Origin of the sequence: Pantoea sp. ICBG 985, from assembly GCF_002928365.1 — a bacterium.
Classification (GTDB): domain Bacteria; phylum Pseudomonadota; class Gammaproteobacteria; order Enterobacterales; family Enterobacteriaceae; genus Pantoea; species Pantoea dispersa.
Genome location: NZ_POWM01000005.1, coordinates 142010 through 165665, shown reverse-complemented (window position 1 = coordinate 165665; position 23656 = coordinate 142010). Strand labels below are relative to the sequence as shown.

The window sequence follows — 23656 nt, the reverse complement described above, 5'->3', positions numbered from 1 at the left end:
GAAAAGATTACCATTTTGGTAAACCCAAAGAAAGCGTAGCACGATAAGCCAGGAGTTTTCGCAGACGAGACATAATCAGCCTCTCCCATCCTGTTTTTACGATGGGAGAAGCACGCTGGAGAATAAAACTACAGCGACGCGCCGCCGCAAATTACCAACTCCTGTCCGGTAATGGCAGCGGCAGCCGGCGATAGCACAAAACCAGCCACCGCGGCCACCTCTTCGGGATGGATATAGCGTCCGATAGGCGGCAGTTTCGGCGGCGAGCTGGCGCGGTCCGGCTGCAGCAGCATCGGCGTGGCGGTGGCACCGGGAGCAATCACATTGACCGTAATGCCCTGCGGAGCCAGTTCGGCGGCCCAGCTGCGCGCCATGCCCACCATCGCCGCCTTGGTGCTGACATACTGGCTGCGATTCGCCGCGCCGCGTGACGTGCGGCTGCCGAGCAGCAGAATACGATCGCCGTGGCCCATCTGCGGCAGCAAGGTGTTGGCCATGATTTGCGCCACCTGCACGTGCAGATACCACAGCCGCGCCCCCTGCTCTTCCTCCAGCTCACCCAGCGGCGCGGCCAGCATCATGCCTGCCGCGTGCACCAGCGCATCCACCTTCGCCAGCCCGGCCAAAGCCCGTTTCAGCTGACCGGCGTCAAACAGGTCGACGCTGACGGAGGTAAACGCCGGATGATCTTTCTCCACCGGCGTACGGCTAAAACCGGTGACCTGCCAGCCCTGCGTCAGCAGCTCATCGGCAATCGCCGCACCAATGCCGGAACTGACACCGGTCACCAGCGCATGGCGGCTCATGCTTTGTCCCTCACCCAGTTCTCCTCCACGCGCACGTACTTGATGGCCTGGCGAAAATAGGTGTAGGCAATGTGCAGTGCGCCGTCCGCGCTCTGCTTAATGCTGGGATAGGAGAACTCACGGTTCAGTTTCTGCTGTGAATTGTTGGTCATGCAGTAGCCGTCTCCCTCATCCAGATTACGCTGCCACGGCCAGCTCACTCCGCCATCGGCAGAAATAGCCAGCGTCATCGGTGCGCGCGGAGCTCCCCAGAAGGCGGTGCGTGCGCCCTGAACCACCGGCTGCGCCGCCACGGCCACCGCCGCGTCATCTTCATCTTCGTCTTCGATTTCGTCGTACAGTGACAGGCGACGCTCGCTGGCATCACGCGCGCTCATGGCGTTAAACACCAGCGCCAGATGGCCGTTATGCAGCGTAGTCACCTGAATCGATGAGTTATTATTTGGCAGATCGGTCGCCTGCGGCGTGCTCCAGCTTTCACCGCCGTCGTCCGAACGACTCTGGTAGATATAATCAGCCCAGCGGCTGCGATACAGCGCCAGCAGGCTGCCATCCTGCAGTAGCGTAATGTTCATGTGCACGCAGCCGAGGCTGTCCGGCACCGTCACATCGCGCCAGCTCTGTCCTTTGTCACTGGAGATTTTCACCGCGCTGATGTCATCATTGCCCACCCATTTCACTCCCGGCTGGGTGCGACAATAGAACACCGGCAGCAGCCAGTTGCCGTTCGGCAGCACCACCAGCGGCTGGCGGATAAACGTGCCCGGCTGATCGAGCAGCGTATCGATGGCACTCCAGCTGTGACCCAAATCGTGTGACTGGCGATAGCGCACAATTGCCGTGTCCTGATTACCGGACTTCTGCGCGGTCCACAACAGCCACAGCACGTTATCCGGATCGAGAAACAGCACCGGATTCTGCTCCGATCGCGTTGGATCGTCGGATAACTGTTGAGGATCGCTCCATTGCGCGCTGCCCTGCGCCAGCCGCGAGCACCACACCGAAATATCCGCGATGCCTTCCTGCGTGCCGCCAAACCATACGCACAGCAGATCACCGTTCGGTAACGGCAGCAGGTTGGCGGCGTGGTTCTGCGGACAGACCGAAGGCAGCATCGCCGTGAGCTGCTGCGCGTCCTGCGCGTGCGGATGAAGCTTACCGTTGCGTTCGACGGTAATGGTTGAGTCGGTCATGTCAGGCTCCACTGTTTTGCATTGATGAATCAGGTGCATTTTTGCGCTGCGGCTGGCGTGACGGGATCAGGCGGTCAATCAGCATGATCACCGCCGGCGTCACCAGCGCGACGTACATATTGTTGATGCCGAACGGATCGCCCAGCAGATACCACAGCGAGGTCATGACGCAGGCACCAATCAGGCCGGCGTTCGCGCCGCGCGTACTTTTATAAAACGGCAGGTAGAAAGCGATGATCGCCACCACCGAAATTGACAGGCGAATGGCGCGGGTAAAGAACGACAGCTTCAGCACTTCCGGTACGAACAGCACGAAGATCAGCGGCAGGAAACCGATCAGCAGTGACAGCCAGCGCGTCATGCGAAATTCGCGCTCCGGCGTCGGATTACGGTACGGCACATAAAAGTCCTTCACCACCAGTGAGGCGATGGCCAGCGCCACGGTGCTGACGCTGACAAAAATCGATGCCACCAGCGAGGTGGTGACAATCCCTGCCAGCCACGGGCTCATGTCCTGCAGGAACACCGGCAGCGCGTACAGGCTGTTAATCTCCGGATGCAGATACTTTGCCGCCACGCCAATCAGCGCAATGGCGATGGCAATCGGCATACAGAAGAAGAAGGCGACCCAGGTGGCGCGCTTCGCAGACGCCGCGCTTTTGGTCGAGGCGATAGCCTGAATCACAAACTGGGTGCAGAAGATCGATCCGATGGTGCCAATCATCCAGGCAAAAATGGTGCTGGGCCCGACGTTACCGTCCCAGGTCCAGTAAAAGTGCGGCATCTCTTTGATCATCGGACTGACGCCGCCGGTCATGTGCAGCGCCACGCCGAGAATGACCAGAATACCGATATATTTCAGGCCGCTGTGCAGCAGCGTCACCCAGGCGATGCCTTTCATGCCGCCGAACATAAAATAGAAGGTGCTGACCAGCGCGGTGATCACCGCCGCCGTGGTGAGGTCAAGGTTCAGCACCGTAGAGATCGCCGCCGCACCGCTGACATAGTTACCGACGTTCACCAGCAGCAGCGCGTAGATCATGATGATGGAAATAATATTTTTGGTGGAGTTGCCATAGCGCTCGGCAATCGCGCCGGATATGGTAATTTTTCCGGTGTTGTAGATGCGTTTGACCAGCAAAATACCAAACAGCGGAAAGCCGATGGCGGCACCGATTACCGACCAGGACGCGGCAAAGCCATCCTCAAAAGCCGCCTGCGCCGTACCGATGGTTGACTTGGCGCCAATGTATTCAGACATCAGCATCACGCCGACCACAAACGCTGGCATCACGTTTGAACCCGCCATAAAGTCGCCGCTGTTTTTACTGCGCAACCGCCAGGTCAGCCAGGTGGTGAACAGGATGTAGGCAATGACAATCCCGACAATAATCACCATCCCTTCTGCAGAGAACTGTTTCATGTTCGCCTCATTGATAACGTAGGGTCGTGGTGCGTGCCGGGCTTCACACGCACCGTTAATGAGGCGGCCATGATTATTGTTGTTGCGTCGCTGCGCTGGCTACCCCGCACCGTGCAAAATGATTTACTTCACTCAAAAATGAATAAATTTACGCACAGGCAGGGCAATTTATAGATTAACTGGCGCTTAATTAGTTTGATCATGCTCACAAACAGTCAAATGTGATTAATAATAATCAAATTTAACTGTGTGAGGTAGCGAGGCAGACTGCGTGCCTGGCCACGGCCACCGCGCCGGGCAGCCGCGAACGTCAGGCGAGACTGTCGTTTTCCAGTTTCTGCCGTTTGCGCAGATGAGGGAACAGCGCCATCCACAGCGCCACGACCACCAGGGTGCCGACACCGCCAATCGCCGCTGCGGGCACCGCACCGAACCATGCGGCCAACAGGCCGGATTCGAACTCCCCCAGCTGGTTAGAGGTATTAATGAAGATGGCGTTGACCGCGTTGACGCGCCCGCGCATCTCATCCGGCGTGTCCAGTTGCACCAGCGCGCCGCGAATCACCATGCTCACCATATCGAAGCCGCCGAGTGCCGCCAGCGCCAGCAGCGAGAGCCACAGCTGCGTCGACAGCGCAAATACCAGCGTAGCCAGACCAAAACCGGCTACCGAGCCAAACATGATCATGCCCACGTGCTTTTCCAGCTTGTGACGGCTGAGCCACACCCCAACCAGCAGCGCCCCGACCGACGGGGCACCGCGCAGCATGCCCAGCCCCCACGGACCGGTATGCAGAATATCCTGGGCGAAGATCGGCAGCAGCGCCGTGGCGCCGCCCAGCAGCACGGCAAACAGATCGAGCGAGATCACCCCAAGCACATCTTTGCGCTCGCGGATGAAGCGGACACCGGCAAACATGGTGCTGAGGCTGGCCGGAATACGTGCCTGCGGCGGTCGTTCGTAGCGCAATCGGCTGACCAGCACAATCGACAGCAGATAGAACAGCGCCGAAACACCGTACACCACCTCCGGCCCGGCCACGTACAGTAAGCCGCCCAGCGTCGGACCGACAATCACCGCCGCCTGACCGCCCACCGAGCTGGCCGCCATGGCGCGCGCGAGGATGGGCGGCGGTACCAACGCTGGCAGCATTGAGGTGATTGCCGGCCACTCCAGCGCTTTGGCCAGCGAAATCAGGAACACCAGTCCCCAGATTTCAATCCGGCCCGCCCAGTGCAGCAGCGTCAGCGCCACCAGCCCGAGCAGCGCCAGCCACTCAATCAGCTGCCCCAGCAGCACGATGCGGCGACGGTCATACTGATCCGCAAGGTGACCCGCCGGCAGCGCCAGCAATACCGAAGGTAAAAATTGCATCAGACCGATCATGCCCAGCGCCATAGCACTGTGGGTAAGCGCATAGATTTGCCAGCTGACGGCCACGGAGAACATCTGAAAACCAAACGATGAACAGGTACGTGCCAGCCAGAAGGCGACGAACGACCTGTGTCGCAGCAGCGAATCTTCCGCTGCGGTGACCGGTGAACCCATAGTTTTATCCCATCCTGAAGCAGAACCGGCCGGCGTCATGGCACCGGCCTGGTGAAAAGCCACCATCGGCTTTCCTTATGTTTTTCACGTCATAGAGTGCGATAACTGACCGGGGCAGGCAATGGCTGGATGTGCGCTGTAAAAACAGGTGCTTATCCGGATTGACAGTTAAACATGGCGTTCTGAATATTAGCAGACTGATTGTTTTACTTTGAAAATAGCCGAATCATTCCAGATAATTCAGTAAAGCGTTAATTAATGCCTGGCCAATCCTTTTTATCTCTTTATCAGAAACAGCTAAAAAAGGTGATCTTTGCTGGCGAATCGATCTATATTGCCCCCTGTGATAATCACAGCAGTCTTCCCGTCCTTATAATAATTAAGACGCTATCGTTCATTAATTTATTCATAGAGATAAATGGAAAACAATTCATACCATCCTTATGTCACTGAGCGTGTCTGTCGCTTCGACGGCACACCTATCGGCGCATGTTATTCAGCGTCCTTAATGCATTGCGTGCCGGAACGTGATGCATTACTTCATGAAGGCGAGATAATTACTCAACATTATCAGTCAGCGGATGCTGCGGGATTAATAATTATTCCACTGGCGGGAAATAGTGTGATGTCCTTTTTGCATGACGTGGATAATTATTCCAGCCTGCAACATGAGAATGTAAGGCTGGCGATCAACTATGCCACTTTACGTCAGGCAGGATCCGCCTTACGCGCTGTGGCGTCTCGTTTTTCCTTCTGGCTTTACGATCTCGCGCCGCCGGGAACCGAGTGGAAAAATATTACCGATTTTCCCTTCAGCGGTATTGTTCTGAGCGATGACTTCTTCCGTGAAAATTATCTCAAGTTCAGCTTTCCTTTTCTGCTCGCTTCGCTGCGGGAAACACAAGCAGAGGTAATATTACGTACGCCCCAGCTCCAATTACCGGCCGAAGATTACCTGCATTTACAGCTAAGCGGCTGGCAAACGCAGCGGAACTGTCATCCGCTCTTCCCGGGGTAAACGTTTACACAAAATTCTGCGCGTCGGCGTTATCACCCGATTACGCCGGACAGAATGGCGCAATATCCTCATAAAATGTCGTGTCACTGCCTGATAAAAAGAGCAAAGCGCTAAAAAAATCAAACCTGTTAACGTTTTTAAGATAAAATTTAACGCAAAGGGATCATCCTGCTTAACGGAAAAGCACTGACAGAACACCTTAAGTCACTTCGTACTCTATGTCGGGATACAGCCTAATCGGTTGTTTCCTTTGATTTTATGGCAAAGAAAGAGGTCAATATTATGGGGAAAGCTTCCTCATCTTTTGGCGTAATTCGCTTCCTGACGGTGCTGTTTGCACTGCTGACGGGCGCATTTATGCTGATTGGCGGCGTTTGGTTAGCCGCCATTGGAGGTTCCTGGTACTACGTTATTGGCGGTGTGATTATGCTGATCACCGCTGTCCTGCTGTGGCGCCGTAGCGGTTCCGCACTGCTGCTGTATGCCCTGTTGCTGCTGGCAACGCTGGTATGGGGCGTATGGGAAGTCGGCTTCGACTTCTGGGCGCTGGCACCACGTACCGACGTGCTGGTGATCTTCGGTATCTGGCTGATTCTGCCGTTTGTGTATCGCGGTCTGAATCATGCGGGTAAAGGTGCGCTGGGTGCGATGGCCGTTGCGCTGGTAGCCAGCGTACTGGTGCTGGCGTGGGCAGTATTCCACGATCCGCAGGAGCTGAATGGCAACCTGCCGGAAGCCGCTAACGTCCCGCAGGCCCAGCCGCTGAGTAACATCAACGATGCTGACTGGCCAGCCTATGCGCGTGACCAGCAGGGCACTCGCTTCTCGCCGCTGAAGCAGATCAACACCAGCAACGTGAAAGAGTTGCAGGTTGCCTGGCAGTTCCAGACCGGTGATCTCAAAACCGCCAACGATCCGGGTGAAATCACTGACGAAGTGACGCCGATTAAAATCCGCGACACGCTGTACCTTTGCTCGCCGCACCAGATTCTGTTTGCGCTGGATGCGACGACCGGTAAGCAGAAGTGGAAATTCGATCCGGGCCTGAAGCCGAATCCTACCTTCCAGCACGTGACCTGCCGCGGTGTTTCATACCATGAAGTGCCTGCTGCTGCCGATGCCGCCAACAGCCAGCCTGCGCTGTGCTCACGCCGCATCTACCTGCCAGTGAACGACGGTCGTCTGTTCGCGCTGGATGCCGATACCGGTGCCCGTTGCCCATCCTTTGGCAACAACGGTGAGCTGGATCTGCAGCACAAGCAGCCGGTACAGACGCCAGGCCAGTATGAGCCGACGTCACCGCCGGTTATCACTGACACCACCATCGTCATTGCTGGTGCGGTCACCGATAACTACTCTACCCGTGAGCCGTCTGGTGCCATCCGTGGCTTCGACGTCAACACCGGTAAACTGCTGTGGGTGTTCGACCCGGGCGCGAAAGATCCTAACGCGATTCCGGCCGATGAACACACCTTCACCATGAACTCGCCGAACTCGTGGGCGCCGGCGGTATACGATCCAAAACTGGATACCGTTTACCTGCCAATGGGCGTTTCCACTCCGGATATCTGGGGCGGTAACCGCACACCAGAGCAGGAGCGCTACGCGAGCAGCGTTCTGGCGCTGAACGCCACCACCGGTAAGCTGGTGTGGTCGTATCAGACCGTGCACCACGATCTGTGGGATATGGACCTGCCGTCACAGCCGACGCTGGCCGATATCACGGACAAAGATGGCAACACCGTACCGGTGATTTATGCCCCGGCGAAAACCGGTAACATCTTTGTGCTGGATCGTCGTACCGGTAAGCCGGTCGTGCCTGCACCGGAGACGCCGGTACCGCAGGGCGCGGCGAAAGGTGACCACGTGGCACCGACCCAGCCGTACTCCGAACTGACCTTCCGTCCGAAACAGAATCTGACGGACAAGGACATGTGGGGCGCGACGATGTATGACCAGCTGGTGTGCCGCGTGATCTTCAAGCGTCTGCGCTACGAAGGTCCGTTCACGCCGCCGTCTGAGCAGGGTACGCTGGTGTTCCCGGGCAACCTCGGTATGTTCGAGTGGGGCGGCATCGCGGTTGATCCACATCGTCAGATCGCCATCGCTAACCCAATGGCGCTGCCGTTTGTTTCTAAGCTGATTCCGCGCGGTCCGGGCAACCCGATTGAACCACCGCAGGGCGCAGAAGGCGGTTCCGGTACTGAAACCGGCATTCAGCCGCAGTACGGTGTGCCGTTTGGCGTCGAGCTGAACCCGTTCCTGTCGCCGTTTGGTCTGCCGTGTAAACAGCCGGCCTGGGGTTACGTTTCAGCGATCGACCTGAAGACCAACGAAACCGTGTGGAAGAAACGTATCGGTACCGTTCGCGATAGCGCACCGGTTCCGCTGCCGTTCAAAATGGGTATGCCAATGCTGGGTGGCCCAATCACCACCGCCGGTAACGTGTTCTTCATCGGCGCGACCGCAGATAACTACCTGCGTGCGTTCGATACCAACACCGGTGAGATGCTGTGGCAGGCGCGTCTGCCAGCGGGTGGCCAGGCTACGCCGATGACCTATGAAGTGAATGGCAAGCAGTACGTTGTCATCGCGGCCGGTGGTCACGGTTCGTTTGGTACCAAGCTGGGCGATTACGTGATTGCCTATGCGCTGCCAGATGCGAAGTAATTTTTCGCACTGAAGTAAAAAAGCGGGCAATGCCCGCTTTTTTTTTCACGCCGGTCGGCATTACGCTCGATCTGGCGATCAGGGTTTACGCAGCACCCGCGCATTCAATAGCGCGCACAGCGCCATAATCACGCAGGTGGCGAGAAACACCGGGCGCATACCAAACGCGCCGCCGATAAAGCCACCGAACAGCGGGCCGCTCACCTGGCCGACATACTGGGCCGAGGTCGCATAGCCCAGCATTTTCCCGACCTGCCGCTGCGGCACATTATGACGAATCAACGCCGTTACGCAGGGCATCAGGCCGCCCAGCGCCATCCCCATCAGGAAACGCAGCAGCACCAGCTGCCACGCCGCGCTAATAAATGCCTGCGGAATCAGCAGCAGCGCGCAGACCAGCAGGCCATAAATCAGCACGCGCGCATGTCCGATGCGATCGGCCAGCCGGCCAAGGCGCGGCGCGGAGAGAATGCTGCCCAGCGCAGCGGCCGCCATCACCAGTCCGGCCGTTACCGTCACCGCGTGATCGCCGTGAACAAACTGCGCGATATATAGCGTGATAATCGGCTCAATCGACATATTGGCAAAAATCAGCAGCATGCCCGACAGCCACATCAGCCGCACCACTGGCCGGTTGATCGACGCCTCCGGCTCATCACCCTCCCCGGCTGCGGCTTTCTTCGCCGCACGTGGCGCTTCTTTCAGCAGAAAAGTGGTGGCGAGAAACGCGAGAAAAATCACCGCGCCGGTGAGCCAGAAAGTGTGGCGGATACCGATCAGCGGTGGCAGCACGCCGCCCAGCAGCGGGCCGACCACATTCCCGGCCATGATGCCGGAGGACAGCACGCCCAGCGCCCAGCCGGTCTGCGCTTTCGGCGTTTGCGCCGCCACCAGAATAGTGGAACCCGACGCATAGCCGCCGAGCAGACCGGCCAGCAGGCGCAGCGCTACCAGCTGCCACGGCGCGGTGGCCATACCAATCAGCGACATGGCGACGGCCATTCCGAGGCTGGCGCGGATCAGCATCAGCTTGCGGCCATAGCGATCCGCCAGTTTGCCCCACAGCGGTGCCGTCAGCGCCGCGCTAAGAAAGGTGGCACCGTAGGCGGCGCCTGACCAGCGCGCAATCGCGGCCGGTTCCTGCACGCCCAGCTGCTGCACATAGAGGGGCAGAAAGGGCAGCAACAGGGTCATGGCGACGATAGTGCTGAACGAGCCCAGCACGCAAACCCACAAATTGCGCCGCCAGTGTTGCTGCTCAGGCGCTAACGCGATAGAAGAATGCGACATAGTGATATCCCTGTTTTTGGCTTTTTTAGCAGGCTATCAGCGGTAGCACACAGAAAACAGGGAGAAGCGGATATTTGCCAGCCAGCGCGTTATTGTTGCCAGAAAACAACAATCACGGCGCACCCAGCGTAGTGATCAGCGCGTCGCAGAGCAAGGTGACCGGTGACGAGGGCTGCGGCTGCTCTTTCAGCAGCAGGTAACTGTGCAGGCGATCCATCTGCCATTCCGGCAGCACCTGCTGAATCTCGCCGCGCGCCAGCGCCTCCTGCGTCATATAGGCGGGCAGATACGCCACGCCGGTTCCGGCCAGGGCCGCATTGAGCAGCGCCATGCTGTTATTCGCGCGAAAGCGGCTGTGCACATCCAGCGCCAGGCGCTGCTTATCACGGCGAAACGGCAATGCCGCCGTGTGTGCCGGGCCGTGAAACAGCAGCAGATCGTGGCGCATCAGACGTTCGGGATGATCGATGGCAGGATGCGCAGCCAGATACGCTGGCGACGCATACAGTCCCCAGTCAATACTGCTCAGTTCGCGGTAGTTTGCGACTTCCGGCGCACGCGCGCGGATCACAATCGCCACGTCCGCACTGGGCTGCGGATCGTCGCTGGTGGTCAGTTCGAGATCGACGTTGATGTGAATGTGACGGCGGATAAAGGTATTCAGCGTCGGCACCACGCACTGGCAGCCGAAGGTGATCGGCGCCTGCAGCCGCACGTTGCCGGCAGGCTGCTGATGCACCTGCTGCACAAACGCGTCGGCGCGATGCATCTCTTCCAGCATGCGGGTGCAGAACGGATAGTAAGCCTGGCCCAGCTCGGTCAGCGCCACTTTGCGCGTGGTGCGCTGCAGCAGTTTGATACCCAGCCGCACCTCCAGCCGGGCGATTTCGCGGCTGACGTGCGATTTTGATATCCCCAGCGTACGGGCCGCTTCGCTGAAGCTTTGCCGCTCAACGACGCGTGCAAACAGCATCATGGCGGTGAGATTATCGCTGTTGTCCATGTTCTCTGGCTGATTCGAAAGAGTGAGAACCGCAGCTTAAAAGTAAACACGCGAATGCGCACCCGATTTCCCGTTACGCAGCGGCCACGGGAAATCGGGCGAGGGATGTCACACCGCCACCGCTAGCGGAAACAGCAGGCGGTCCGGCTCGACGCGACGCTGACGCCGCAACTGGCCTGGCGTGACGCGAAAATAATTTTTAAAGGTGCGGGTGTAAGCCTGCTGGGTATCAAAGCCGTAGCTCATCGCTACCTGCAGAATCGCCTCATCACTGTTGATCAGCGTGAGCGCTGACTCAGTCAGCCGGCGCTGGCGAATGTATTCTGCCAGTGAAAAACCGGTGTGCTGACGGAACAGACGTTGCAGATGCCAGCGGGAATATCCCGAGCGGCGTGCTACTTCATCCAGATGCAGATCGTGCCCTAAATTTTTTTCAATCCACTCCAGCAAACTACGGATAAATTCGCGCTGATTCATGACTTCCTCCGGCGTCGGTAAAATGTCCAGTGACGTCACTGTAGCGCGTTAAATTTATCCCTTAATTAGCAGAAAATTAGCGCAGAATTAGCAAGCAAAAAAACGGCTTTCCCGACGAAACAGCGCGCCAGGTTAATTCTGCGCTAATTATCGGGCGCTACACTGCGACAAGTTATTCAGGAGGGCATCATGCGTGTGCTGCTGGTAGAAGATGATGAAATGATCGGCGCCAACCTGCAGCAGGCGCTGGAGGCCGCCGGCTGGTCGGTGGACTGGGTGCGTGACGGCGTATTTGCCAGCAACGCCTGGCAGGAAGGCGGTTACACCTGCGTCCTGCTCGATCTCGGTTTACCGCGTGAAGATGGCATCAATGTGCTGCGCCGTGCGCGCACGCGCGGTGACATGACGCCAGTGCTGGTGCTGACCGCGCGTGATACCGTGCAGCAGCGCATCCAGGGCCTGGACAGCGGCGCCGATGATTACTTACTCAAACCCTTTGATCTGCAAGAGGTTCTGGCGCGTATGCGAGCCATCACCCGACGCCGCCACGGTGCGGCGGACTCCCTGCTGGGCAACGGCGACGTGCAGCTCGATATGATGACGCGTGAAGTGCTGTACAAAGGCCAGCGCGAGCAGCTAACCGCACGTGAATACGCCCTGCTCTATGCGCTGCTGGAACGCCCAGGGGCGATCCTGTCGCGTGAGCAGTTAGAAAACCGCATCTACGGCTGGGGCGAAGAGGTCACCAGCAACGCCGTGGACGTGCTGATTCACGGCATGCGGCGCAAACTCGATAACGAAGTGATTCGCAACGTACGCGGTCTGGGGTGGCGGGTGCCGGCAATATGAGATCCTTTACGTTTATGCGGTCGCTGCGCAACAAACTGCTGGCCACGCTGGTGCTGCTGCATCTGGCGATGATCGGCGGTGTCACCTGGTATTTCTACCACTGCTATGGCGACATGATGGGCACCATGAAGGACGACCAGCTCGCTAAAATTGCCGATGCCTGGTCAAGCAGCCAGCGCATGCCGGCACTGATGCCGATGGTGATGCAGCAGGAGAAGCTGAAAAGTACCTATATCGTTCAGCTCTGGGACACCAATAATCACCTGCGCGCCAGTTCCTGGCCGGCGCTGCACGCGCCCCTGCAGAGCAAAAAAGGCTGGTCAGATTTAAAAGTTGGCGACTGCGGCGATGACTGTCAGTGGCGCGTTTACACCCGACCCGGCGAGCTGGGCAGCGAGATCGGCAATATTCAGGTGCTGCACAACGTCGGCTACATGAAGAGCCTGATGGTGAAACGCGTACTCTCCGCCATCATTCCGCTCATCCTGATGATGCCGCTGTCGCTGCTGGTGATCTGGCTGGTGGTGCGTGCCATTACGCGCGATCTGCGCGTGGCCTCGCGCCAGATTGCGGCGCAGGAAACCCTGCATCCGCACAGCGTGTCGCCGGACGGTCTGCCGGACGAAGTGCTGCCGCTGGTCGATGCTTATAACTCGCTACTGGATAAACTACGCGCGGCCTGGTCGTCACAACGCCAGTTCCTTGAGGATGCCGCGCATGAACTGCGCACGCCGGTCACCGCCGTCACGTTACAGCTGGAGAACCTGCGTCAGCACATCATGCCGGGCGAAGCCAGCCGCCAGTTTGATCAGCTGGAAGCGGGCGTCACGCGCACGCGCCATCTGGTGACGCAGTTGCTGAATATCTCACGCCAGGAGGATCAGTCCGTGGTCGCCAGCGTCGAGACCATTGAGCTTGATGACCTGCTGAAGGAGAGCATTGAGCAGCTGATGGTGGTGGCTGACAAGCGCGGCATTGATATCGGCTTCAACGGCACGGCGCACTATCGTCTGCACGCCAGCCGATCCGATCTGCGCAGCCTGTTCGATAACCTGATCGGCAACGCCATGCTGCACACGCCGGAGGGCAGCCTGGTGGATGTGCTGCTGCATCGCGTCGGTCATCATACGGTAGTAGATATTGTCGATAACGGCCCCGGCATGCCGGAGTCGTTTATCGAGCGCGCCTTTGATCGCTTTACCCGCTCGCCGGATGTCCAGGCGCAGGGCAGCGGCTTAGGATTATCGATCGTGCGCAGCGTGGCGCAAAAGCATCAGATGCAGGTGGCGCTGTCGAATTGCCTTAACCCGCAGGGTGAGATCTGTGGATTACAGGTAAGAGTGACACTACCGTAAGGTTTGAGCGGGCGCAGCCGCAGGATTAACAGGGCTGTAAACATCAAAGGTTAGAGCTCTATGCATATAGCATGGCAAGACTCATTATTGAGCCTCAGACATGCCGTTTTCCATTCCCTGCACCCAACCATGTCAGAGGTATAAAACATTCGTCTTTTTCCTGACATTGAATATATCATGACTCAATGTCTATAAAATCCATTCACAATGACATGAAAGAAAATTATAGTTTCTTTTTAAACATGAATGCTTTGAAACCCAGCTTCATGGGTGTCATAAAATAAATTATAGGAATGACGACCAGCATCGTAAAAGAATATGACAGAATCTCTGCTTTATCCCCAGTGAATATATAAAATATCCATACGGAAGCCAAAATCGCAAGCAGGACACAAAAAACGATAAATCGTCTCCTCAACTCTCCAAGCAATGATGGATACGTTGCGCCATCCTCCCCCAGATATTGTCGTATCGCGGCAATATCTTTGCCGGTGAAGCCGTTTCTGGCCAGTGTCTCTTCAAATTCGATGTTGTTCACTTTATAGCCTCTTCATTCTGAGAAAGGCTACGTATACGGGGTGTCAGTGACAGGCCATATCCAATACAGCCAACAGCCAGAATCACGTGAAAAAGAAGCACTGCGGGTTCTTCCGGGCGGGTGAACACATTCAGTAGGGTCTGCACACCCACGGCAGCGCCGCCAATAATACTCCAGAGCCTCAGCCGTTTCGTCTTACGCAGCAGTTTACCCGCATCTTGCGGCTTAGTTTTATCTCGCTTCATCCTTGTCCTTTTTGTTGACTAACCGATACGCTGTGACTTAGTGCCTCATAAAGCAGGGGATGTCAATAACGGGAAAAATGATCCGCTTATCGGTCAACAGCTCTTCACCCTTTCATACCCATTAAAGTCCGCCTTTGGAGCGGGCTATATGGAAGCGTTAGCTGAAAATTTAAATCAATGCGCGCAGCCATCAAAGTTTAAATAGCTGAATCCTTAATTACAACGCGTACTGGCATCGCTGAGCGCGTAAATTATTTCAGGTCGAGCCGACAGAGTGTTGGTGAAAGCTGGCGTTTAACCCTGTCTGGCAACTCACTGTCGGTCCAACGAAAGGCAGTTACACCTCTCTCTTCGGGTTCAGACAAGGTTCCGCATAATCCCGACAACGTAAACGGTTGCGGGGTTCCGTTCGTTACACGGCCTTTATGTGATCAACTTCACATATTTACTGAATCGAAATGCAACACTTTTTGACAAACGTGATCAAAATCTATTTTCTATCGCTCTGTTACAGGCACATTACGCGGGCCTGAAAATCCGGCGCGTCAGACCGGCGACAACAGCACACTGCCCATCCCCTGGGATCGATTTCACCCGATCGCAGCATTTGCGCGGCGATCACGAGCAAGTGGTTAAAAAATAATGAAATTTAAAACACTGATAGCAGGGGCCTTACTGGCCAGTAGCTGGACCGGCGCCGCACAGGCGGCGGAAAGCGATCCGCAGTACCTTTCTGACTGGTGGCATCAGAGCGTGAACGTGGTAGGCAGTTATCACACCCGCTTCGGACCCCAGTTCAACAATGATGTGTATCTCGAATACGAAGCCTTTACTAAAAAGGACTGGTTTGATTTCTACGGCTACCTTGACCTGACCAACTTCTTTGGCGTGGGTAACAGCAATGCCAACGGTATTTTTGACCACGGTTCGCCGATGTTCATGGAAATTGAGCCACGCTTCTCCATCGATAAGCTGACCGGCACCAGCCTGGCATTCGGACCGTTCAAAGAGTGGTACTTCGCAAACAACTACATCTACGACATGGGTCGCAACAGCGATAGCCGTCAGAACACCTGGTACATGGGTCTGGGTACTGACATCGATACCCATAGCGATATCGGCCTGTCACTGAACGTGTACGCGAAATACCAGTGGGAAAACTACGGTGCGGCGAACGAAAACAGCTGGGATGGTTATCGCTTCAAGGTGAAATACTTTGTACCGATTACCGACCTGTGGGGCGGCAAGCTGAGCTACATCGGTTTCACCAACTTTGACTGGGGCTCCGATCTGCGTGACAAGTCTGACCGCTCACGTACCAGCAACTCGATTGCCTCCAGCCACATTCTGTCGCTGAACTATGATCACTGGCATGTCTCTACCGTGGCGCGTTACTTCCACAATGGCGGCCAGTGGGCTGATGGCCAGGAGCTAAACTTCGGCAACGGTCCGTTTGAAGTGAAATCAACCGGCTGGGGTTACTACCTGGTGGTGGGTTACAACTTCTAAACCGCTTCCGGCGTGGCCGCTTACCATCGCGGCCACGCCAGTCTGTTACGCCTGTGGCTTCACCACGTTGATGCGCCATGGGATGCCAAACTTATCGATAAACATCCCGAAGCCGTTCGACCAGAAGGTTTTCTGCCATTCAGTGGTCACTTTGCCGCCCGCAGAGAGCTTATCAAACCAGGCTTTACCCTCCGCTTCATCTGGCGTGGCCAGGCTCACCGCATAACCGGCATGTTCGGACGCCGGTGGCTGGGCGGTATTGCCATCACTCAGCATCAGCTCGCCCTGACCAATGCGCAGATGCGCATGCATAATCTTTTCCGGCGGCAGCGGCGGCGCCGACCGATCGCCCACCTGCTCGCCCTGCTCCGGCATATCACCAAACGTCATTTTTTGCAGAATTTCGCCGCCGGTGGCCTCCAGATAGAAGGCAATTGCTTCTTCACAGCGGCCGTAGAGAAATAAATAAGGACTCACCTGCATCGTAACCTCCGTTGAGAGTGCGTTAACGTGTGTCGTACACTTAAAGTGTAGACGATGCCGTTTTTCGCCCGTCACGGCTGGCAGTAGCGGCGGAACAGCTGCGCCATGTAAGCGCTCATCGGCGTCAGCGCGGTGTCTTTACGCTGAATCAGGTAGAAGGTGGCTTTCGGCAGCGGATCGTCGAGATCCAGCGCGATCAGCTGCCCGCCGTGCGTAGGGTCTTCAATCACGTCGCGCGAAATGATGCTGACAAAATCACTCTTCGCCACCAGGCTGGTGCAGGCCATAAAGGTCTCGCAGGTCACCGCGATTTTGGGTGCCATACCGCGCTCACCGAACAGGTCATGCAGCAGTCGGTAATAACTGCCCTGCGGCGTCGGCATGGTCCAGTCGCAGTGCTGCAACTCGGCCAGCGAGCGCGCATGCGCCATCGGATGCCCTTTACGCATCACCACCTGATACTCGCGCTGCATCAGCCGCTCGAAAATCAGCTCCTGATCGAAATGATGCCGGTCGTAGGTATTGATGGTGAAATCCAGCGCGCCCTGACGCAGTTCATGCACCATCGACACCAGTTGGCCCTCAACGATACGCACTTTCACCAGTGGATACTCACGATGAAACTGGGTTATCACCTGCGGCATCACGGTACGCGCAATGCTGCCGCCCACCCCAATATTCACTTTGCCACCGGCCAGACCGAGCCGCTGCTGGATATCCTCCTGCGCCACGCGCAGTTCCTCCAGCACCAGACAGGCATGACGAAAAAAGGTTTCACCGACATCGGTCAGCATCACCCCCTGCTGACGACGCTCGAACAGGCGCGCGCCGAGCGCCAGCTCCAGTTCCTGAATCGCTTTGGTTAACGCCGGCTGTGACAGGCCCGACAGCCGGCTGGCGGCGCGAATACTGCCCTGGCGCGCCACGTCAACAAAGGCGCGCAGCTGATGAAGTTTAAGATTGGCCGCCATGATCAGGTGATAACCATTGTCTATCGGTCACAAGATATTCGCATCTTATGCGCCCTAATACCATTGTGTAGATTCGGTTGAATGCATAAAAAACCAACACTAAGGAACAGCCGATGAACACCCTTTCCGACCTCGTCAACGCGCGGATACCGCAGATGCAGACATGGCGCCGCGACCTGCACCAGTATGCTGAATCCGGCTGGCTGGAGTTCCGCACCGCCACGCTGGTGGCGGAAGAGCTGCATCGTCTTGGTTATCAGCTGCAGCTGGGCCGTGAGGTGATTGATGCCGATGTGCGCATGGGTCTGCCGTCTGCTGAAGTGCTGGCGCAGCAGGAAGCGCGTGCGCTGCAGCAGGGCGCGCTGCCACAGTGGCTGCCCCACTTCTCCGGCGGTTTCTGCGGCGTGGTGGCGACGCTGGACACCGGACGTCCCGGTCCGGTGATGGGCTTTCGTGTTGATATGGACGCGCTCGACCAGACGGAGAGCGCCGCCGCCGATCACCTGCCGACGCGCGAAGGCTTCGCCTCGTGCAATCCCGGCATGATGCACGCCTGCGGCCACGATGGTCACACCACCATAGGTCTGGCGCTGGCGGGCGTGCTGATGGCGATGAAACACCAGCTGAGCGGTCGCATAAAACTCATTTTTCAGCCAGCCGAAGAAGGCGTACGCGGTGCCAAAGCGATGGTGGCCGCGGGCGTGCTTGATGATGTCGATCTGTTCACCGCCATTCACCTCGGCACCGGCGTGCCGCCCGGCGAGATCGTCTGCGGCAGCGACAGCTTTCTCGCCACGACCAAACTGGACGTACGTTTTACCGGGGTCGGCGCGCATGCCGGTGGCAAACCGGAAGAGGGACGCAACGCGCTGCTGGCGGCGGCACAGGCCACGCTGGCGCTGCACACTCTGCCGCAGCACAGCGGCGGCGTGGCGCGCGTTAACGTTGGTGTCTTACAGGCCGGCAGCGGACGCAACGTGGTGCCGGATGTTGCGCTGATGAAGGTGGAAACGCGCGGCGCGAGTAATCAGGTCAACGACGATATCTACCAGCAGGCGCTGCGCGTGATTGCCGGTGCCGCAGCGATGTATGGCGTTGAGCACGAGGTCACGCTGATGGGCGGCGCACGCAGCTGCACGCCAAGCCCGGCGTGGGTCAGTTTTATCCATCAGCAGGCCGAAGCGCTGGGTCTGTTCAGTTCGGTGATAGACAGCAAACAGCAGGCGGCCGGTTCCGAAGATGCCACCTATATGATGGAGCGCGTGCAGCAGCGCGGCGGCCAGGCGTCTTACGTCATCTTCGGCTGCGAGCTGGCGGCGGGCCATCACAATGCGCGGTTCGACTTTGATGAAGCGGTGATGGCCACTGCCGTGCAGATGCTGGCTACGCTGGCGCTTAATCAGACGCAGTTCGGCGGTGCCCGATGAGCGCGCACGACTTCATCGATCGCTACATCGACCAGCATCAGGCGCGCTTCAGTGCCCTCAGCGATGCGATCTGGGACGTACCGGAAACCCGTTTCGAAGAGACGCAATCGTCTGCGCTGCTGGCCGATGCGCTGGCGCAGGAGGGGTTTGAGGTCGAGCGCGGCGTCGGCGGTCTCGACACCGCGTTTATCGCCTCAATCGGCCACGGCCTGCCGGTGATCGCCATCCTCGGCGAGTTTGATGCGTTGGCCGGCCTGAGCCAGCAGGCGGGCTGCGCCACGCCTGAGCCGCTGGTGGAAAACGGCAACGGTCACGGCTGCGGCCACAACCTGCTCGGTACCGCCGGCCTGGCCGCCGCTTTCGCCATCAAAGCCTGGTGGGCAGAACAGGGCGGACGCGGCACGCTGCGCTTTTACGGCTGCCCTGGCGAGGAGGGCGGCTCGGGTAAAACCTTTATGGTGCGCGAGGGGCTGTTTGATGATGTCGATGCTGCCGTGACCTGGCACCCGGAAGGCTTCAGCGGCATGTTCAACCTCAGCACCCTCGCCAATATTCAGGCGGCGTTTCACTTCAAAGGCGTAGCAGCGCATGCCGCTAACTCGCCGCATCTCGGGCGCAGCGCGCTGGACGCGGTGACGCTGATGAACACCGGCGCGAATTTTCTGCGCGAGCACATCGTGCAGGAGGCGCGCCTGCACTATGCGGTCACCCAAACCGGCGGCGTATCGCCCAACGTGGTGCAGGCCGATGCCGAAGTGCTGTACCTGATTCGCGCGCCGCAGCTCGACCAGGCCCAGGATATCTACCAGCGTGTGATCAACATCGCCAAAGGCGCGGCGCTGATGACCGATACGCAGATGACGGTACGTTTTGATAAAGCCTGCTCCAACTATGTGCCCAACCGCGCGCTGGAAGCGGTGATGGAACGTAATTTGCACCATTTTGGTCTGCCGCACTACAGCGCGCAGGAACAGGCATTTGCGGCAGAGATCCGCGCCACGCTGAGCAAAGACGATCTGCGTAACGCGCGACTGAATGCGGCGCGCACCGGCGGCGAAGCGGGTATCGCCTGGGCTGAGGCGCTGGGGGATAAAGTGCTGATGGATGAGGTAGCGCCGTATGCGGTCACGCGCGAGTTGCTGTACGGCTCAACCGACGTTGGGGATGTGAGCTGGGTAACGCCGACGGCGCAGTGTTTTGCCCCCTGTTTTGCCTTCGGCACGCCGCTGCACACCTGGCAGCTGGTGGCGCAGGGCCGCACGCCGATTGCCCACAAAGGGATGTGCCTTGCCGCCAAAGTGCTGGCCGCCACCGCGCTGACGCTGTTGCACGATGATGCCGCGCTGGCGCGTTGTCGTGAAGAGTTTGACCGCGTGCGCCGTGAGCAGCCGTACGTGTGCCCGATTCCGGCCGGCGTGCAGCCATCGGCATTAGCATCCTGAGTTCAGCAACGCATTACGCCAGGTGCGCATAAATGCGCACCCTACGGGACGGATTGTGATCGATCTGCAACGCAGTAACCTGGTGCGCATAAATGCGCACCCTACGGGGGCATGACCGGCGGTCACCGCTCCTTACCGTGTAGGGTCGCCATTTATGGCGACCTGGCGCCAACGCATCACCATTAAAAAAAATATAAGTAGTACGCAAACATAACTGACAAGACGACTCATGAGGATCTACCGATGGAAGTGATGACCGAAAATCGCAGCCCCGGCAAGCTGTTCAGCTGGATTGAGCGGGTCGGCAACAAAGTGCCCAACCCGTTCTTACTGTTTGTCTACCTGATCGTGGTGCTGATGATCGCCACCGCGCTTCTCAGCAGCCTTGATGTAGCTGTTAAAAATCCGGCCAATGGCGAACTGGTGCGGGTCAATAACCTGCTCAGCGTGGCGGGCATTCAGTGGATCCTGCCCAACATCATCAAAAACTTTAGCGGCTTCACCCCACTGGGCTCCATTCTGGCGCTGGTGATCGGGGCCGGCCTGGCGGAAAAAGTCGGGCTGCTGCAATCGCTGATGGTGAAGATGGCGTCACGCGTCAGCCGTCGCTACGCCAGCTATATGGTGCTGTTTATCGCGTTCTTCAGCCATATCTCTTCCGACGCCGCACTGGTGGTGATGCCGCCACTCGGCGCGCTGATCTTCCTTGCCGTCGGGCGTCATCCGGTGGCGGGTCTGCTGGCGGCGATTGCCGGCGTCGCGTCGGGTTTTACCGCGAATCTGCTGATCGTCACCACCGACGTACTGCTCTCCGGCATCAGTACAGAGGCCGCCAAAGCGGTCAGCGACACGGTCCACGTCAGCGTGATCGATAACTGGTTCTTCATGGCCAGCTCAGTCATCGTACTGACCGTGGCCGGCGCGCTGCTGACCGATAAATTTGTCGAACCGCGCCTGCCCGTCTGGAACAGCGGCCACCACGATCGCCTGCCACCGCTGACGGCGCAGGAGAATCGCGGCCTGAAGGCGGCCGGTCTCGCCGCGCTGGTGTTCATCGGCGTGATGGCGCTGCTGGTGGTGCCGGAGCATGCGCCGCTGCGCAACCCGAAAACCGGCGGCATCATCCCTTCGCCGTTTATTCAGGGCATCGTGCCGATCATCATCCTGTTCTTCTTTGTAGTGGCGATTGCCTATGGCGCGGTGACGCAGCAGATTCGCCGCGCTGACGACATCCCCCGACTGCTGGTGGATCCGATGAAGAGCATGGCCGGTTTCATCGTCATGGTGTTTCCGCTGTCGCAGTTCGTGGCGTTCTTCAACTGGAGCAACATGGGCAAGTTTATGGCCATCGGCCTGACCGATATGCTGGAGAGCGCCGGCATCAGCGGTGCGCCGGCCTTTCTCGGCCTGATGTTCCTCTCGGCGTTTCTGTGCATGTTTATCGCCAGCGGCTCGGCGATCTGGTCGATCCTCGCGCCGGTATTTGTGCCGATGTTTATGCTGCTCGGCTTTCACCCGGCGTTTGCCCAGATGATTTTCCGCATCGCCGATTCCGCCGTGCTGCCGCTGGCGCCGATGTCGCCGTTTCTGCCGCTGTTCCTCGGTTTCCTGCAGCGCTATCAAAAAGATGCGCAGCTCGGCACCTACTACGTGCTGATCTTCCCGTATCCGCTGGTGTTCTTTGTGACGTGGATCGCGCTGCTGCTGGTGTGGTATCTGCTGGGCCTGCCCATCGGTCCGGGCGTTTATCCGCACCTGACCTAACCCGGCGCCATGGACGGCGTACCGCTTTCTGTGAACTGCAACGCACGTTGCCAAAATGTCACCGCTGCGCCTCTCGGCAACCCCGGACGAATTGATTATTCTGCTATTTCTTCGCTTGCTAACGGTTAATGATTTCTGACAAACCACCACCGGGCGGATCCTGCAAACACCGAGGTAACAATCATAATGACAACCACCTATTCGACAGGGGTGGCGACCGATCGCATCGCTACCGAACGCCAGACGCTGGCCGGGCGCATCGACGCCCTGCCCTCTTCCGCCGGGCTGTGGCGCTTTATTACGCTGCTGGCGCTCGGCGGCTTCTTCGAGCTGTACGATCTGTTTGAAACCGGCTACATCAGCGCCGGGCTGGTCGCCGCAGGCGTGTTCCACACCGGCGCCGCGGGCGTGTTTGGTATCGCCGATCAGGCGGCGTTCGCCTCGGCGACCTTTCTCGGCCTGTTTGTCGGTGCCAGCCTGCTGACGCCCTATGCCGACCGCTTCGGCCGTCGCCTGACCTTTATGTGCGCGCTGGCGTGGTACGGTGCGTTCTCACTGCTGATGGCGTTCCAGCACAGCGCGGAGATGATTATTCTGTGCCGCTTTCTGGTCGGAATCGGTCTGGGCGTCGAGCTGGTGACCATCGATACCTATCTGTCGGAGTGGGTGCCGGCCCATCTGCGCAGCCGCGCGTTTGCCTTCTCTTTTTTCATCCAGTTCCTGTCGGTGCCGACGGTAGCGCTGATGTCATGGTGGCTGGTACCGCAAACCCTGCTCGGCCTCGGAGGCTGGCGCTGGGTCGTGATCGCCGGTGCGCTGTGCTCGCTGGTGATCTGGTTTATCCGGAAAAATCTGCCGGAGTCGGCGCGCTGGCTGGCGCAGCAGGGGCGGCATCAGGACGCGCACCGGGTGCTGAGCGAGATGGAAAAACGCTGCGGCATTGCGCCGGGAGATGATTTCTCTCAGCGCGATGCGGCGGCACAGCTGCCGAAAAAAGGGCGTTTTAGCGAGATCTGGGCACCGGCTTATCGCCAGCGTACGCTGATGCTGGTGGTGATGAACTTCTTCCAGGCGATTGGCTTCTTCGGCTTCGGTAACTGGCTGCCGGCGCTGCTGTCTGGCAAGGGGGCCACCGTTACCCACAGCCTGCTGTACGCCTTTTTCATCACGCTGGCCTATCCGCTCGGCTCGCTGATCTGCAGCCGCTACGCCGACCGGCTGGAAAACAAATGGCAGATCGTTTTTTCATCGCTGATGACGGTGGTGTTCGGCACACTGTTCGCGCTGACCAGCAACCCGCTGCTGATGGTGGTGTGCGGTTTCCTGATCACCTACAGCAACGCCTGGCTGACCTTCAGCTATCACGCGTATCAGACTGAGATCTTCCCGACGCACATTCGTGCGCGCGCCGTGGGCTTCTGCTATTCATTCAGCCGGCTGTCGACCGCTTTCAGCAGTATTCTGATTGGCCTGATTCTGCAGTATGCCGGCAGTCAGGGAGTGATCGTGTTTATCGTGCTGAGCATGCTGATGGTGATGCTGTCGGTCGGGATTTACGGGCCGAAGACGCGGGGACTGGATCTGGAAAACATTTAAACCGGACGGGCGCAGGGTGGGCGGCGGCCGGTTCAGCCCGGCAATGCG

At 58.3% G+C, this 23656-nt stretch carries 20 protein-coding genes; 9 read left to right on the top strand and 11 right to left on the bottom strand.

All coding sequences use genetic code 11. From position 1 onward, the window contains the following. Positions 1 to 128: 128 nt before the first annotated feature. From C1Y42_RS16030 to C1Y42_RS16015, 4 genes are all read right to left on the bottom strand, one after another. Complete coding sequence (locus C1Y42_RS16030; RefSeq protein ID WP_104093936.1) at positions 129 to 806, bottom strand: SDR family NAD(P)-dependent oxidoreductase; 678 nt, start codon at positions 804 to 806, stop codon at positions 129 to 131. Continuing rightward, positions 803 to 1999 carry an exo-alpha-sialidase gene (locus C1Y42_RS16025; protein WP_104093935.1) on the bottom strand — a complete coding sequence of 399 codons (1197 nt, stop codon included), beginning with the start codon at positions 1997 to 1999 and terminating at the stop codon, positions 803 to 805. The genes C1Y42_RS16030 and C1Y42_RS16025 overlap by 4 nt, the downstream gene beginning before the upstream one ends. Position 2000: 1 nt before the next feature. Continuing rightward, a complete protein-coding gene (locus C1Y42_RS16020; protein ID WP_058770048.1) occupies positions 2001 to 3422 on the bottom strand; it encodes a sodium:solute symporter family protein in 1422 nt (473 codons plus the stop codon). 310 nt (positions 3423 to 3732) lie between these two features. Continuing rightward, the gene (locus C1Y42_RS16015) at positions 3733 to 4971 is read right to left on the bottom strand and encodes an MFS transporter (protein WP_031279748.1); all 1239 of its coding nucleotides are present in this window, start codon (positions 4969 to 4971) and stop codon (positions 3733 to 3735) included. Between the two features lie 418 nt (positions 4972 to 5389). Between C1Y42_RS16015 and C1Y42_RS16010 the strand changes: the two genes are divergently transcribed. Further along, entirely contained in the window at positions 5390 to 5989 is a 600-nt protein-coding gene (locus C1Y42_RS16010; protein ID WP_104093934.1) for a hypothetical protein, read from the top strand. A 282-nt stretch (positions 5990 to 6271) separates the two neighbouring features. Continuing rightward, positions 6272 to 8659: a glucose/quinate/shikimate family membrane-bound PQQ-dependent dehydrogenase gene (locus C1Y42_RS16005; RefSeq protein WP_058770114.1), complete on the top strand. Its 2388-nt coding sequence runs from the start codon at positions 6272 to 6274 to the stop codon at positions 8657 to 8659. Between the two features lie 78 nt (positions 8660 to 8737). Here the strand turns inward: C1Y42_RS16005 and C1Y42_RS16000 are convergent, their stop codons facing one another. From C1Y42_RS16000 to C1Y42_RS15990, 3 genes are all read right to left on the bottom strand, one after another. Further along, complete coding sequence (locus C1Y42_RS16000; RefSeq protein WP_104093933.1) at positions 8738 to 9949, bottom strand: MFS transporter; 1212 nt, start codon at positions 9947 to 9949, stop codon at positions 8738 to 8740. 112 nt (positions 9950 to 10061) lie between these two features. After that, positions 10062 to 10952: a LysR family transcriptional regulator gene (locus tag C1Y42_RS15995; RefSeq protein ID WP_104093932.1), complete on the bottom strand. Its 891-nt coding sequence runs from the start codon at positions 10950 to 10952 to the stop codon at positions 10062 to 10064. 108 nt (positions 10953 to 11060) lie between these two features. Further along, positions 11061 to 11429 (bottom strand): helix-turn-helix domain-containing protein, encoded by a 369-nt coding sequence (locus C1Y42_RS15990; protein WP_021507794.1) that lies wholly within the window; start codon positions 11427 to 11429, stop codon positions 11061 to 11063. A 189-nt stretch (positions 11430 to 11618) separates the two neighbouring features. On the opposite strand from C1Y42_RS15990, the gene C1Y42_RS15985 reads away from it, so the two are divergent. Continuing rightward, entirely contained in the window at positions 11619 to 12278 is a 660-nt protein-coding gene (locus C1Y42_RS15985; protein WP_021507795.1) for a response regulator, read from the top strand. Next, positions 12275 to 13633, top strand: a complete 1359-nt coding sequence (locus tag C1Y42_RS15980; protein ID WP_104093931.1) for a HAMP domain-containing sensor histidine kinase — start codon at positions 12275 to 12277, stop codon at positions 13631 to 13633. The genes C1Y42_RS15985 and C1Y42_RS15980 overlap by 4 nt, the downstream gene beginning before the upstream one ends. 223 nt (positions 13634 to 13856) lie before the next feature. Here C1Y42_RS15980 and C1Y42_RS15975 read toward each other — a convergent pair whose 3' ends face one another. Both C1Y42_RS15975 and C1Y42_RS15970 read right to left on the bottom strand, forming a co-directional pair. Next, complete coding sequence (locus tag C1Y42_RS15975; protein WP_104093930.1) at positions 13857 to 14171, bottom strand: hypothetical protein; 315 nt, start codon at positions 14169 to 14171, stop codon at positions 13857 to 13859. Further along, positions 14168 to 14416 (bottom strand): hypothetical protein, encoded by a 249-nt coding sequence (locus C1Y42_RS15970; RefSeq protein ID WP_104093929.1) that lies wholly within the window; start codon positions 14414 to 14416, stop codon positions 14168 to 14170. The genes C1Y42_RS15975 and C1Y42_RS15970 overlap by 4 nt, the downstream gene beginning before the upstream one ends. A 642-nt stretch (positions 14417 to 15058) precedes the next feature. Here C1Y42_RS15970 and C1Y42_RS15965 point away from each other — a divergent pair. Next, positions 15059 to 15925: a nucleoside-specific channel-forming protein Tsx gene (locus C1Y42_RS15965; protein ID WP_021507798.1), complete on the top strand. Its 867-nt coding sequence runs from the start codon at positions 15059 to 15061 to the stop codon at positions 15923 to 15925. Positions 15926 to 15970: 45 nt separating this feature from the next. Here C1Y42_RS15965 and yjdN read toward each other — a convergent pair whose 3' ends face one another. Together yjdN and C1Y42_RS15955 are read right to left on the bottom strand one after the other, a co-directional pair. Continuing rightward, complete coding sequence (gene yjdN, locus C1Y42_RS15960; RefSeq protein WP_058774910.1) at positions 15971 to 16408, bottom strand: VOC family metalloprotein YjdN; 438 nt, start codon at positions 16406 to 16408, stop codon at positions 15971 to 15973. A 71-nt stretch (positions 16409 to 16479) separates the two neighbouring features. Continuing rightward, positions 16480 to 17379: a LysR family transcriptional regulator gene (locus C1Y42_RS15955; protein ID WP_058770043.1), complete on the bottom strand. Its 900-nt coding sequence runs from the start codon at positions 17377 to 17379 to the stop codon at positions 16480 to 16482. Positions 17380 to 17492: 113 nt separating this feature from the next. Between C1Y42_RS15955 and C1Y42_RS15950 the strand changes: the two genes are divergently transcribed. From C1Y42_RS15950 to C1Y42_RS15935, 4 genes are all read left to right on the top strand, one after another. Further along, the gene (locus tag C1Y42_RS15950; RefSeq protein ID WP_104093928.1) at positions 17493 to 18806 is read left to right on the top strand and encodes an amidohydrolase; all 1314 of its coding nucleotides are present in this window, start codon (positions 17493 to 17495) and stop codon (positions 18804 to 18806) included. Beyond that, positions 18803 to 20248 carry a M20 family metallopeptidase gene (locus tag C1Y42_RS15945; RefSeq protein ID WP_104093927.1) on the top strand — a complete coding sequence of 482 codons (1446 nt, stop codon included), beginning with the start codon at positions 18803 to 18805 and terminating at the stop codon, positions 20246 to 20248. The genes C1Y42_RS15950 and C1Y42_RS15945 overlap by 4 nt, the downstream gene beginning before the upstream one ends. A gap of 243 nt (positions 20249 to 20491) precedes the next feature. After that, entirely contained in the window at positions 20492 to 22012 is a 1521-nt protein-coding gene (gene abgT, locus C1Y42_RS15940) for a p-aminobenzoyl-glutamate transporter (RefSeq protein WP_104093926.1), read from the top strand. A 186-nt stretch (positions 22013 to 22198) separates the two neighbouring features. Continuing rightward, a complete protein-coding gene (locus C1Y42_RS15935; protein WP_104093925.1) occupies positions 22199 to 23608 on the top strand; it encodes an MFS transporter in 1410 nt (469 codons plus the stop codon). Positions 23609 to 23656 lie beyond the last annotated feature (48 nt).